Genomic DNA, 12,329 nt, shown 5'->3' with positions numbered 1-12,329 from the left:
GTAACAACCCAATTGGGATAGGGGATCCCGGTAGCCAGCAAGGGGCAATCCGATGCTCAAAGTTGGACGAGACAACGTGGATTTTCTCGACCACTACGATGTGATCGTGGTGGGTGGGGGGCATTCCGGCTGTGAAGCGGCCTTGGCGGCAGCACGCTTGGGCTGCAATACCTTGATGCTGACGTTGAACCTGGACAAGATTGCCTGGCAGCCCTGTAACCCCGCCGTGGGCGGCCCGGCCAAGTCGCAACTGGTGCACGAAATCGACGCCCTTGGCGGCGAGATGGGCAAGGTTACCGACCGCACCTATTTACAGAAGCGGATCCTCAACCGCTCGCGGGGGCCGGCGGTGTGGGCCTTGCGGGCGCAAACCGACAAGCGGGAGTACGCGCGGGTGATGCGCTCGGTGGTGGAAAACCAACCCAACCTGACCCTTCGCGAGGGCACCGTCACCGACCTGGTGCTGGGGCGCAACGATGAGGTGGTGGGCGTGGTTACCCACTTTGGCAGTGTCTTCGGCTGTCGGGCGGTGATCCTGACCACGGGCACGTTTCTGGGGGGGCGCATCTGGATTGGCCGCCACTGGCAACCTGCCGGCAGAGCGGGGGAATTTGCCGTCGAAGGCCTGACCGACACCCTGCGCCAACTGGGCTTTGAGACGGGCCGGCTGAAAACCGGCACCCCTGCCCGTGTGGATCGCCGCAGCGTCGATTTTTCCGTGATGGAGCGGCAACCAGGGGATCCCGACGTGCGCTGGTTTAGCTTCGACCCGGAGGTGTGGGTGCCGCGGGAGCAGATGGACTGCTACCTCACCCGCACCACGCCGGAGACCCATCGCATCATCCGCGAAAATCTCCACGAGACCCCGGTCTACGGCGGTTGGGTGGAGGCTAAGGGGCCCCGCTACTGCCCCAGCATCGAAGACAAGATCGTCCGTTTCGCCGACAAGGAAAGCCATCAAATTTTCATCGAGCCGGAAGGGCGGGATCTGCCGGAGCTCTACATCCAGGGGTTCTCGACGGGGATGCCGGAGAAAATCCAGATCCAGATGTTGCGCTCCTTGCCTGGCCTGGAGCGGTGCGTGATGCTGCGGCCTGCCTACGCCGTGGAATACGACTATCTGCCGGCTACCCAGCTCTACCCCACCCTAATGACCAAAAAAGTGCAGGGGCTCTTCTGCGCCGGCCAAATTAACGGCACCACCGGCTACGAGGAGGCGGCAGCCCAGGGGCTCATAGCCGGGATCAATGCCGCCCGCCTGGTGCAGGGCAAGCCGCTGGTGACGCTGCCGCGCGAGTCCAGCTACATCGGCACCCTCATCGACGACCTCTGCACCAAAGAGCTGCGGGAGCCCTACCGCATGCTCACCAGCCGCTCCGAATACCGTCTTATCCTGCGCGCCGATAATGCCGACCAACGCCTCACCCCCCTGGGGCGGGAATGGGGCCTCATCGACGACCGCCGCTGGTCTCTTTTCCAGGCCAAGCAAGCCCGCATTGCCGCCGAGATCGAGCGCCTGGAAACCCAGCGGGTTAAGGCCCATGACCCCGCCGGGATCCACCTCAGCCAATTGACCGGCCAGGGGATCAAAGGATCCGCCACGCTGGCCGAGATCCTGCGCCGCAACCCGATCCACTACGCCGACCTGCTGGAGCTGGGCTTGGGCAATGAGGAGCTGGATCCCTTTGAGCAGGAGGCAGCAGAAATTGCCGTCAAATACAGCGGCTACATCCAGCGGCAGCAGAACCAAATTGAGCAGGTGAGCAAGCAGTACCACCGCCTCCTGCCCCCCGATCTGGACTACCACTCCATCCCCACCCTCTCCAAAGAGTCGCGGGAGAAACTGGCGGCCGTCCGACCCCTGACGGTGGGCCAGGCCGCTCGCATTGGCGGCGTCAACCCCGCCGACATCAACGCCCTGCTCATCTACCTCGAGGTGCGGCAACGTCAGAGGGCAACGGCAGAACCCGTTAGCACCTCGCGGTAATCTCTGCCCCCCTTGCTGTAGAGGGCAGGGATCTCTTCCAGGGGCAGGCGCGAAGCTACGCCCAGATCCAAGGGCGAGACCTCCCCGCGCAGCCAGTGGCAGAGGCCGGCTGCCCCGATCATGGCGGCGTTGTCGGTACAGAGGGCAACAGGCGGGATCACCACCCGCAGGCCCTTGGGTCGGCCCGCTTCCAGCAGGCGAGCTCGCAGCTCCCGGTTGGCGGCCACCCCCCCTGTAACCAACAGGGTCGAGAGGCCCAGCGCCTCGGCACAGGCCAGCGCTTTTTCGGTCAGCACGCGGGTGAGGCAGGCCTGGAAGCTGGCAGCAATATCGGCCACGGGCAGTTCCCGGCCTTCCTGCTGCAACTGTTGGACTAGGCGCAGCACCGCTGTCTTCAAGCCGCTGAAGCTGGTGTCGTAGGGGTGATCCAGCTTGCCCGCGGGCAGGGGGAAGCGGTTGGGATCCCCTTGTTGCGCCCAGCGGTCGATCTGGGGCCCGCCGGGGTAGCCCAGCCCCAACAGCCGCGCCACCTTGTCAAAGGCTTCGCCGGCAGCATCGTCACGGGTGCGGCCCATCGTCTGGTACTCCCCGTAGTCCTTCATCCAGATCAAGCTGGTGTGGCCCCCTGAAACCAAAAGGCAGAGGCAGGGAGGGCGCAAATCGGCGGTGGCCAAAAAGCCGCTGAACAGGTGGCCCTCCAGATGGTGCACCCCGATCAAAGGTTTGTTGTAGAGCAAGGCTAAGGTCTTGGCCGCCATCAGCCCCACCAGCAGGGATCCCACCAGACCCGGCGCACAGGTGACGGCAACGGCATCCACCTCGGCCACGCCCAGCCCGGCCTGCTGCAGGGCCGATTCCAGCACAAAGGGCAGAGTTTCCACGTGGCGGCGGGAGGCCACCTCCGGCACCACGCCCCCGTAGGCCGCATGGAGGTCAATCTGGCTAGCCACCACAGAGCTAAGCTGCCGTGGGGCAAAGGCTGGCCAGCTCGGCTCCGCCTCCACCACCGCCACAGCCGTTTCGTCGCAACTGGTTTCGATAGCGAGGACGCGGGCCATGGGAGAGCAAGTGGGGGAAAAGGGTTGGGAACGCTTCAGGATCCTTAAGAATTGTGTGGGCTAAAACTCAGGATCCATCGAGGTGAGGCGCTCGGGAGTATGATACTAACCGTTTAGTGCCCGTTTCTGCACTTAGCATTCCTGCACATTTAGACAGACCTAGACCCCTAGCTCAAGGACACATCCTGCTATGCGAACCCTTTTGAGTCTCCTGTTGGCCCTTTGCCTGGCGCTTGGCCTCGCCCAGGCTGTGCAGGCAGAGCCCTTGATCGGTCTGAAGCCTTGCAGCGAAGTTCCCGCTTTTCAGGCCCTCATGAACGAACGCCTGAGCAGCCTCGAAGAGAAGATCCTCAACGCCAGCCCTTCCCTAGCTCCCCTTTACCAGCAAAAGTTGGCCCAAACCACGAAGCGCTTTGAACGCTACAGCAAGCTGCTCTGTGGCGAGGAAGGCTTGCCCCACCTGGTTACCGATGGCCGCTGGAGCCATGCCGGTGAGTTTCTCATCCCTGGCTTACTTTTCCTCTACATTGCCGGCTGGTTGGGCTGGGCTGGGCGCTCCTACCTGATTGCTGTCCGGAATAGCGACGAGCCGGAGATGAAAGAAAGCATCATCGACGTCCCCCTGGCACTGCGCTGTTTCCTCACGGCTTTAGCCTGGCCTGCCGCTGCTTTCAAGGAAATTGCCAGCGGCGAAATTCAGGAGCCGGAAGAGGCCGTGCCCATCTCTCCTCGCTGAAGAAGGAGCTTCTCCTCTGCTTTTGGCTTAGCTTGACCTATCCGACTTGAGAGGTATGTATGGCTGATTTCACCAAGTTTCTTACCACGGCTCCGGTGGCCTTTATCTTGTTTTCCAGCTTCGTTTTTGCCCTGTTCATTGAGATCAACCGCTTCTTCCCCGACATTTTGACGTTCTGAACCCCCAAGCCAGGGATCCCTAGCGGCGGCAACAACACCCACAGGGATCCCTGGTCTTTTAGACTTTTTGGAATTTGAGATTTTTCTAACCCTTTTTGCACTGGAACCAGAGTTGCCGACATGGTTGAACCCACTGCCGATACCGTTTCCCCCAATAGGGGATATATCGCCGTTCCGGAAGGGGATCCGCAGATTGGCGATTTCTGGACGCCAATCAACCATGCTCCTGCCGTCCGCCTTTTCCTAGATTGGCTGCCCATTAACCGGCCGAGAGTAAGCCCTGTTTGGCGGGGTTTGGAAATTGGCATGGCCCACGGCTATTGGTTAGTGGGACCTTTTGCCAAGCTGGGGCCGCTGCGCGGCGAGCCCATCGGCCTGCTGAGCGGTTTCCTGGGAGCCTGTGGCCTGATCTTGATCATGACGGCAGCTCTCTCTCTCTACGGCACTGTCTCCCCGCAGCGCAACAACGGGCCAGTGCAGGGATCCCAATCCTGGAGCGAGCTGGCCGCCGGCTTTTTGATAGGGGGCATGGGCGGGGCAATTGTCGCCTATCTGCTTTTGCTCAATGGAGATCTGTTATTCCCCAATTTCGGCTAAGCGGTTTCCTCTCTAGTCCATCCCCTCATCTACGACGTCTTTGAGGGCCTCTTCCGGGCAGCAGGAAGACTGGCAAAAGGCAGGAAGCTTGCCCTAGCATAGACTGAACCAGCCAGTGGAGTCTCGAATTTGCTATGAACCGACGGCAGCGGTTCTAGGCAGTGCTCCAAATAGTTGTTGTAAGCTGTCGTGAGCGATCTACTGTCCGATCCCACCTCTGCAAGTTTCTCTTTGGCTGAGATCCGTCGCCTGTCACCTGCAGCCCTGGCCTACCTGGGGGATGCCATTTACGAACTGCACGTGCGACGGCAGCAGTTGTTTCCTCCCACCCGGCCAGAGCTTTACCATCGGCAGGTGGTGAGGCGGGTACGCGGATCTGCTCAGGCCAGATTGCTGTTGGCGCTTTTGCCCTATCTCAGCTCTGAAGAGCGGGAGATCGTCCGCTGGGGCCGCAACGGCTGCGGTCGTCCACCCCGGCACTTGCCCTTGGCCGACTACCAAAATGCCAGCGGCCTGGAAACCATCTTGGGCTACCTCTACCTCACCGATCCTGAGCGGCTACGCCACATTCTCGCTCTCACCGATGTTTTGGCCGAGACGATAGGCGAGGGGGAAGGTTAGGATCAGCTTTTACTCTGCACCCTTCTCCGCCCATGCCCAAGCCTTCCCAGCGCAAACCTCCTGTACGGCTGTCTCGCCGGGACAAGCTGCAGCGGCGAGGGGCGGGGCAGCCCGTTGGCAAGCGTGAGCGGCCTAAACGCCGCGATGGCAGCCTTCTTCCCCATCCCAAGCCGGCGGCGCAAGAGCCGCCCGTAAAGCCGCTTCGTCGCAAGGCTGAGCAGGAACGCCCCCAGTCGGATCCCAGCCTTCCTGTTGCTAGTCCAGAGGAAGAGGCGCTTCAGGTTAACTGGGATCCCGAAGCCGAACCTGAACAAGAGATCATCTACGGTCGCCAAACCGTGTTGGCCGCGCTGAGAAGCCAGGCCACCCTTAACCGAGTGTGGGTACTGCCGCGGTTGCGCTACAGCCCGCAATTTTTGTCTTTGTTGGAAGAAGCCAAAGCACGGGGTACCGTCATCGATGAGGTGTCTCCCCAGCGGCTAAACCTTCTCACCGCCGGAGCCAACCATCAGGGGATCGCCGCCCAGGCCACCCCTTACCGCTACGTGGATCTGGAAGAGCTGGTGGAACAGAGCCGGCAGTCCGGCCCCCATCCGGTGCTGGTGGTGCTAGACGGGATCCAGGATCCCCACAACCTGGGGGCCATTGCCCGCAGCGTGGAGGCGTTTGGCATGCAGGGGATGGTGATCCCACAGCGGCGGGCGGCAGGCGTCACGGCGACAGTGATGAAGGTGGCAGCGGGGGCCCTCTCTACCCTGCCGGTGGCGCGGGTGGTGAACTTAAACCGCGCCCTGGAATATCTTAAAGAACAGGGGTTTTGGGTCTATGGCACCACCAGCCAGGGGGCTGTCCCTGTCTATAGCGCCGACTTTCGCCGACCCGTTGCCTTGGTAATTGGATCCGAAGGGGAAGGCATCAGCCTACTCACCCAGCGCCACTGCGACCAACTGCTGTCGATTCCCTTGGCAGGCCGCACCGAGAGCTTAAATGCCTCGGTGGCAGCAGGCATCGCCCTTTATGAGATCCACCGGCAGCGCTCCCCCCACCAGCTCAAACGCACCGAGGTCGAAACATTTCTCAACAAATCCTCAACGAAGGCAGTAGAATCTAGGTGATTGCAAAAGATCCTGAGTCATCCTTTGCGCTTAATAGGGGGGATGGATCCCGTGGGCAACCCTTTGGTCTGGCTGTTGGATAAGCTGCGTGGCTTAACGGTCTGGGTTGAGATCACCACCGACGACTGCACCTACTACTACGGCCCCTTCGCCAGCGAGAAAGAAGCGGAAGCGCACAAAAGCCACTACATCGCCGACCTAAAGGCGGAGGGGGCTGAGAAGATCGAGGCTCGGATAAAGAAAATGCGCCAGCCGCAGACGCTGACGGTGGTTCACACCCCTTCACAGGTGGGTTCTTGAGGTTCGCTATGGTTTACCAGATCACTGTCCATCATCGGGGCCAGACCTACCAGTTTCCTGCCGCGGCGGATCAGACGGTTTTACAGGCAGCTCTCGAGCACGGCCTGGAGCTACCTTCCTCTTGCCAGGCGGGAGTCTGCACCACCTGTGCGGGGCGGCTAAAGTCGGGATCCGTAGCCCAGGCTGACGCAATGGGGATCGGGCCGGAACTCAAGGCTCAGGGCTTTGTTCTGCTGTGCGTAGCCTACCCTACCTCCGACTTGGAGGTGGAAACGGATCAAGAGGAGGAGGTTTACCGCTTGCAGTTTGGCTCCTAGCCCTGGTCTAGCATCGAGTATCTCCAAGCTGTGAAGCTCCATTTTCTGCGTCTAGCTTTGCCCCTAAGTTTGCCGCTTTCTGCGTCTCAACTGGAGGGATCCCTTCTCCAACAAGTGGCCCAAGAGCTGGGGCAGCCAGCCCGCCTCCTGCGCTGGAGTCTAACGGCGGTGGAGGGGGAGAGGGTTTGGGTGGAGGTGGTGGCTACCACGGACGAGGGGAGTTGGGTTTAGGCTATAGAAATGGCTAGTGGTACCCCCGGCAGTTGCCATGTCTGTCTCCAAACCTGAAGCGGCCCCAGCTCCAACTTTGGCCGAGCAGCGTCCCCCTGTGGCCCTCACCATCGCCGGCTCCGATAGCGGCGGCGGAGCAGGCATTCAAGCGGATCTGCGCACCTTTGCCTTCCAGCGCGTTCACGGCACTTCTGCCCTTACCTGCGTAACTGCCCAGAATACCCTGGGGGTTAAGCGAGTGGATCCCCTACCCCCGGAGGCGGTGGCTGCCCAGATTGAGGCGGTAGTGGAAGACATTGGGGTGCAAGGGATCAAAACCGGCATGTTGCTCAATGCCGAGATTGTGCGGGAGGTGGCCCGCCAGGTGGAACGCTGGGCGCTGCAGCCGCTGGTAGTGGATCCGGTGATGGTCTCCCGCACGGGGGCCAAGCTGCTGGCGGAGGATGCCATCCAGGCCATCCGCGAGCGGCTGATCCCTCTGGCTCAGGTCGTTACCCCCAACCGCTACGAGGCTCAGATTTTGGCAGGGATGGAGCTGCAGTTGCTGGCGGATATGGAGGAAGCGGCCCGCCGCATCCATGCCCTGGGCTGTAAGGCTGTACTCGTCAAGGGGGGAGGTATGCCAGGGGAACTGCAGGGGGTGGATGTGTGGTTTGACGGCGAGCGGCTGGAGGTCCTCAAAAGCGAGCGCATCCCCACCCGTCACACCCACGGCACCGGCTGCACCCTCTCGGCAGCCATTGCGGCGCAACTGGCTTGGGGAAAGGATCCCCTGACGGCAACACTGGCGGCCAAGGCCTATGTTACCGACGCCCTGCGGCATCCTCTGGCCATCGGCGCAGGACAAGGGCCGGTAGGGCACTTCTACCCGCTGCTGCAGTCCTAGCCCTTCCCAGAAAGCAAGCTTGGTGGCACGGGCTCACCCTGCTAGGGGAGGGTTGGCTAGAGCAGTTCCCGCACGTCCACCACTTTGCCGCTTACTGCCGCTGCCGCCACCATGGCCGGACTCATCAGCAGGGTGCGTCCCGTGGGGGATCCCTGACGGCCCTTGAAGTTGCGGTTGGAAGAAGAAGCGCTTATTTGCCGGCCTACCAGGCGGTCTGGGTTCATGGCCAAGCACATGGAGCAGCCGGGATCCCGCCACTCAAACCCTGCCACCTCAAAGATCTCGCGCAGGCCCTCGCGTTCTGCCTCCTGCTTGACCCGCTCCGAGCCAGGCACGACAAACGCCTTCACTCCAGGTGCTACCCGCCGTCCTTTGGCAATCTTGGCCGCCTCCCGCAAGTCACTCAAGCGGCCATTGGTGCAACTGCCAATGAAGCAGACATCCACTGGCGTGCCCACAATGGGATCCCCAGGCCGCAAACCCATGTAGGCATAGGCTTCCCTAGCCAGCTCCCGCTCGCTTTCTGGCAGCTCCTCGGGAGCAGGGATCCGCTCGTCCACCCCAATACCCTGGCCGGGGGTAATCCCCCAAGTTACCGTGGGGGCAATCTCAGAGGCCTGAAACACCACTACATCGTCATAGACAGCGTCGGCGTCGCTGGCTAAGCTTTTCCACCAGGCCACTGCCTCCTCCCAGTCGGATCCCTGAGGAGCAAACTCCCGTCCCTTTAGGTACTCAAAAGTTACCGCATCGGGATTAACGTAGCCGCAGCGGGCTCCCCCTTCGATGGACATGTTGCAGAGGGTCATGCGCTCCTCCATGCTCATTGCCTCGATGGTGCTGCCGCCGTACTCGTAGGCGTAGCCCACCCCGCCTTTGACCCCCAGCTTGCGGATGATGTGCAGGATAACATCCTTGGCGTAAACTCCTGGCCCCAGGCTGCCCTGGACCTCGATACGGCGCACCTTGAGCTTAGACAGGGCCAAGGTTTGGGTGGCCAGCACGTCCCGCACCTGGCTGGTGCCAATACCAAAGGCAATCGCCCCAAAGGCGCCGTGGGTAGAAGTATGGCTATCGCCGCAGGCAATGGTCATCCCCGGCTGCGTCAGCCCTTGCTCCGGCGCAATCACATGCACGATCCCCTGCCGACCGGAGCCGCTGTTGTAAAAGCGGATGCCATATTGGCGACAGTTGCGCTCCAGCTCCTGGATCATCTCCTCTGCCAAGGGATCCGCAAAGGGCCGCGTCCGGTTGTCCGTGGGAATGATGTGATCCACTGTAGCCACGGTGCGCTCTGGGAAGAGAACCGGCAGATGGCGCTCCCGCAGCATGGCAAAAGCCTGGGGACTGGTCACCTCGTGGATGAGGTGCAGGCCGATAAACAACTGCGTCTGCCCCGAGGGCAAAACCCGCACCGTATGGGCGTCCCAGACCTTGTCAAAAAGCGTTCTTTCGCTCATCTTCCTCTCTAGCCCGCGGCCAAGCCGATCTTTCTTAATTTCTCTTAATTCTAAGGTTTGCCAAGGCAGGGGCGGCCAGGGCCCTTTTCCCAGCCAAGCTAGCGGGCACCTCTAGGGGGGGTCAAGCGGCTGGGGATCCGGCTCGAGCAAAATGCCGGTGGGAGCAGATTGGGTTACCCAGAAATCCACCTCCGGAAAGTGGCGACGCAGGCTGTCGCGGGCTTGGGCGGCCAATTCCAGGCTGGGCATGATCCCAAACACCGTCGGCCCCGAGCCCGACATCAAGGCCCCCCATGCCCCTGCCTCAAGCAAGGCCTGGCGCAATTTTCCCACAATGGCGTACTCCGCCAAAACCGGCTGTTCCAGATCGTTGCGCAAACTGCGGGCTAAGGCCAGCAGATCCCGCTGCTCCAGAGCGGCCAGCACCTGGGGCAAGCTCGGCAAGGAGGACGCGACAGAAGGTAAGGAAGCGGCAGTGCGAGTGCGAAAGGCCTGATAGGCCCAGGCGGTGGAAACCCCTAGATGCCGGGGCTTGGCCAAGAGCAGGGGGATCCCTTCCCAGTCGGCCAGGGGCTGTAAAACTTCTCCCCGCCCCCTGGCTAGCTGCGTCCCTCCCTGTACGCAGAAGGGAATATCGGATCCCAGACGCGCCGCCAAGTTCTGGAGTTCTCCTACCGTTAGGCCCAAGCCCCAGAGCTGGTTGAGTCCCACCAAAACTGCCGCCGCATCCGCTGAGCCGCCCGCCAAGCCCGCTGCTACTGGGATCTGTTTTTCCAGCTGGATCTCCACTCCCAGATCGGCCTGACATTCCTTTTGCAGCAGCTCAGCCGCTTGGTAGGCTAGGTTACGGGTATTTGCCGGCACCTCCGGGTGGTTGCAGATCAGGTGGATGCCGTGGGGACGGCGCTGGAGACGCACGCGATCCGCCAGAGCAATGCTCTGCAGGATCATAGCCACCTCGGAATAGCCATCGGGGCGGGATCCGAGGATTTCCAGGTAAAGATTGATCTTGGCGCGGGCAATCAGGGTACAGGCTTGCATGGGGTGAGAACGGGGTTGGCAATGCATCTCCACTCCCCTCAGCCTGTCCAGACCAACGCAAACACAGACCTCATCTGGGGAGCCCTTTCAGCCCGATTCTAAGGCAAGGGATCTGGGTAGAACCCTGGGGCTAGCTACTTTTTGCTGCAGCTATTCCAGAACTGATAAAGTTTTGGCACCCTCTGCCTCACCACTGCCCCATGAGCAAGCCCAAAGCCGGGATCCTCTACAACGACGCCAAGCCCGCCGCCAAGCGCAGCAGCGAAACCTTGGCCCGCTGGTTTCAAGAACAGGGGTGGGAAGTTTGCGTGGCCCCCAACTGGGGCGGCATCCTCGGCTACGCCAAGCCCAGTAGTCCCGTCTGCCTGACGAAGGTGGACAGCTTGGCTCCCGCCGGCTTTGACGAGAGTATGAAGTTTGCCGTAGTGCTGGGGGGAGATGGCACTGTTTTGGCAGCAGCCCGGCAACTGGCCCCCAAAGGGATCCCTTTGCTGGCCGTGAACACTGGCCACTTGGGCTTTCTGACGGAGACCTACCTCAGCCACCTAGAAGAGGCAGCCAAGGCAGCCATTGCCGGCGAGTACATCCTAGATCGCCGCAGCATGCTGCTGGTGCAGGCCTACCGCGGCCATGAGTTGCGCTGGGAGGTGCTCAGCCTCAATGAAATGGTGCTGCACCGCGAGCCCTTGACCAGCATGTGCCACTTTGAAGTAACCATTGGGGAGCACTCACCTTTGGATGTAGCTGCCGACGGCATCATTTTAGCCACCCCCACTGGCTCGACGGCCTATGCCCTTTCGGCGGGAGGGCCCGTCATCACTCCCAGTCTGCCGGTGTTGCAGTTGATCCCTATCTGTCCCCACTCAATGGCCTCACGGGCTCTGGTCTTTCCCGATTCGGAAGAGGTGTGGATCAGCCCCGCCAGCCCCCAACCGCTGGTTTTGGTAGCCGACGGCAATGCCGGCTGCTACATCCTGCCAGAAGACCAAATCCGCGTTGTCCGCGCCCCCTACTGGACAGATTTGATTCGCCTCCGCCGACCGGAGTTCTTCCGCGTCATGCGCGAGAAGTTGGGCTGGGGCCTAACCTATGCTTCTAAGCCTACCTCGGTAGAGCTGCCCTAGCCGGAGAACTTAGGAGTCCTGCACAAGTTGTTGGTCTTGGGAGGCCGTTGGATGGAGACGCTGCCGAAGACCCGCTTGCCGGTGCCCGCATCCCCTGAAAACTTGCTGTTGACGCCGCCAAAGGCTTTGGCCAACTCAATCAATCCACAAAACCCAAGGGGCGACGCTGTGGGTAGTCTAGCAAAGGGATCCGCCTAGGGATGGATAGTTCCGTCAGGGAGGATGGCCCTGCTCAAGTCGACAAATCGATCCCAGCCGGGACTTAGTTTTGCGCCCGTTAGGTTTGCTCCTCTCAGATCTGTGCCGTCCAGGTTTGCTCCCCTTAGCTCGGCCCCACTCAGGTTGGCTTGCCACAGCTCGGCCCCGCTCAGGTTGGCTTGCCACAGCTTGGCCTCGCTCAGCTTGGCCAAGATCAAGTTAGCCCCGCTCAGGTCCGCCCCGCTCAGCTTGGCCTGGCTCAGGTTGGCCCTGCTTAGCTTGGCCCAGCGGAAATCTCGCTCTCCCGCTTCATACCTTGCTCGGACATCTCCAAGCTGTCGGAGGGGAAGGCGATAGGACCTTGCCACCTGCACGTGCTGCGGATCCTCCGCTTCCAGCAGCGTCTCCCAAGCCGCAAACTGCACCTCCCAGTTGGGATCATTTCGCATGGCCTGGATAACAAGCTCGGCCCCTCTGGA

16 protein-coding genes are annotated in these 12,329 nt (G+C 61.4%); 11 read left to right on the top strand and 5 right to left on the bottom strand.

From position 1 onward, the window contains the following. Positions 1 to 52 precede the first annotated feature (52 nt). Complete coding sequence (gene mnmG, locus NW863_RS04355) at positions 53 to 1,987, top strand: tRNA uridine-5-carboxymethylaminomethyl(34) synthesis enzyme MnmG (RefSeq protein ID WP_414364719.1); 1,935 nt, start codon at positions 53 to 55, stop codon at positions 1,985 to 1,987. On the opposite strand, the gene tsaD is transcribed toward mnmG, so the two are convergent. Continuing rightward, positions 1,948 to 3,045: a tRNA (adenosine(37)-N6)-threonylcarbamoyltransferase complex transferase subunit TsaD gene (tsaD, locus tag NW863_RS04350; RefSeq protein ID WP_414364717.1), complete on the bottom strand. Its 1,098-nt coding sequence runs from the start codon at positions 3,043 to 3,045 to the stop codon at positions 1,948 to 1,950. The genes mnmG and tsaD overlap by 40 nt on opposite strands. Before the next feature lie 190 nt (positions 3,046 to 3,235). Between tsaD and NW863_RS04345 the strand changes: the two genes are divergently transcribed. The 9 genes from NW863_RS04345 to thiD all read left to right on the top strand — a co-directional run bounded on the left by NW863_RS04345 (position 3,236) and on the right by thiD (position 8,027). After that, positions 3,236 to 3,781, top strand: coding sequence for a Photosystem I reaction center subunit III (locus NW863_RS04345; RefSeq protein WP_414364715.1), 546 nt, complete (start codon positions 3,236 to 3,238; stop codon positions 3,779 to 3,781). A 59-nt stretch (positions 3,782 to 3,840) separates the two neighbouring features. Beyond that, positions 3,841 to 3,960 (top strand): photosystem I reaction center subunit IX, encoded by a 120-nt coding sequence (locus NW863_RS04340; RefSeq protein ID WP_011434365.1) that lies wholly within the window; start codon positions 3,841 to 3,843, stop codon positions 3,958 to 3,960. Between the two features lie 120 nt (positions 3,961 to 4,080). Continuing rightward, positions 4,081 to 4,557, top strand: coding sequence for a photosystem I reaction center protein subunit XI (locus tag NW863_RS04335; RefSeq protein WP_414364713.1), 477 nt, complete (start codon positions 4,081 to 4,083; stop codon positions 4,555 to 4,557). Positions 4,558 to 4,746: 189 nt separating this feature from the next. Further along, positions 4,747 to 5,178: a ribonuclease III domain-containing protein gene (locus NW863_RS04330; RefSeq protein WP_414364711.1), complete on the top strand. Its 432-nt coding sequence runs from the start codon at positions 4,747 to 4,749 to the stop codon at positions 5,176 to 5,178. Positions 5,179 to 5,210: 32 nt separating this feature from the next. Further along, complete coding sequence (gene rlmB, locus NW863_RS04325; RefSeq protein WP_414364709.1) at positions 5,211 to 6,293, top strand: 23S rRNA (guanosine(2251)-2'-O)-methyltransferase RlmB; 1,083 nt, start codon at positions 5,211 to 5,213, stop codon at positions 6,291 to 6,293. A 42-nt stretch (positions 6,294 to 6,335) separates the two neighbouring features. Beyond that, complete coding sequence (locus tag NW863_RS04320) at positions 6,336 to 6,593, top strand: DUF1816 domain-containing protein (RefSeq protein WP_414364707.1); 258 nt, start codon at positions 6,336 to 6,338, stop codon at positions 6,591 to 6,593. An 8-nt stretch (positions 6,594 to 6,601) separates the two neighbouring features. Continuing rightward, a complete protein-coding gene (locus NW863_RS04315; protein ID WP_414364706.1) occupies positions 6,602 to 6,910 on the top strand; it encodes a 2Fe-2S iron-sulfur cluster-binding protein in 309 nt (102 codons plus the stop codon). Between the two features lie 30 nt (positions 6,911 to 6,940). Further along, positions 6,941 to 7,141 carry a hypothetical protein gene (locus NW863_RS04310; protein ID WP_414364704.1) on the top strand — a complete coding sequence of 67 codons (201 nt, stop codon included), beginning with the start codon at positions 6,941 to 6,943 and terminating at the stop codon, positions 7,139 to 7,141. A gap of 37 nt (positions 7,142 to 7,178) precedes the next feature. Next, on the top strand, positions 7,179 to 8,027 hold the full coding sequence (gene thiD, locus NW863_RS04305; RefSeq protein WP_414364702.1) for a bifunctional hydroxymethylpyrimidine kinase/phosphomethylpyrimidine kinase: 849 nt from the start codon (positions 7,179 to 7,181) through the stop codon (positions 8,025 to 8,027). A 56-nt stretch (positions 8,028 to 8,083) separates the two neighbouring features. Here the strand turns inward: thiD and leuC are convergent, their stop codons facing one another. After that, a complete protein-coding gene (leuC, locus tag NW863_RS04300; RefSeq protein ID WP_414364700.1) occupies positions 8,084 to 9,487 on the bottom strand; it encodes a 3-isopropylmalate dehydratase large subunit in 1,404 nt (467 codons plus the stop codon). Between the two features lie 111 nt (positions 9,488 to 9,598). Beyond that, entirely contained in the window at positions 9,599 to 10,555 is a 957-nt protein-coding gene (ispE, locus tag NW863_RS04295) for a 4-(cytidine 5'-diphospho)-2-C-methyl-D-erythritol kinase (protein WP_414364698.1), read from the bottom strand. A 173-nt stretch (positions 10,556 to 10,728) separates the two neighbouring features. Between ispE and NW863_RS04290 the strand changes: the two genes are divergently transcribed. After that, on the top strand, positions 10,729 to 11,652 hold the full coding sequence (locus NW863_RS04290; protein WP_414364697.1) for an NAD(+) kinase: 924 nt from the start codon (positions 10,729 to 10,731) through the stop codon (positions 11,650 to 11,652). Here the strand turns inward: NW863_RS04290 and NW863_RS04285 are convergent. Both NW863_RS04285 and NW863_RS04280 read right to left on the bottom strand, forming a co-directional pair. Then, the gene (locus tag NW863_RS04285) at positions 11,649 to 11,786 is read right to left on the bottom strand and encodes a hypothetical protein (RefSeq protein ID WP_414364696.1); all 138 of its coding nucleotides are present in this window, start codon (positions 11,784 to 11,786) and stop codon (positions 11,649 to 11,651) included. The genes NW863_RS04290 and NW863_RS04285 overlap by 4 nt on opposite strands. 60 nt (positions 11,787 to 11,846) lie before the next feature. Then, positions 11,847 to 12,329 (bottom strand): pentapeptide repeat-containing protein (locus tag NW863_RS04280; RefSeq protein ID WP_414364694.1); only part of this gene is annotated, 483 nt, incomplete at its 5' end.

The sequence above is a fragment of the Synechococcus sp. B60.1 genome, from assembly GCF_047462555.1.
Classification (GTDB): Bacteria; Cyanobacteriota; Cyanobacteriia; order Thermostichales; family Thermostichaceae; genus Thermostichus.
This window is presented reverse-complemented; position numbering and strand designations above follow the sequence as displayed.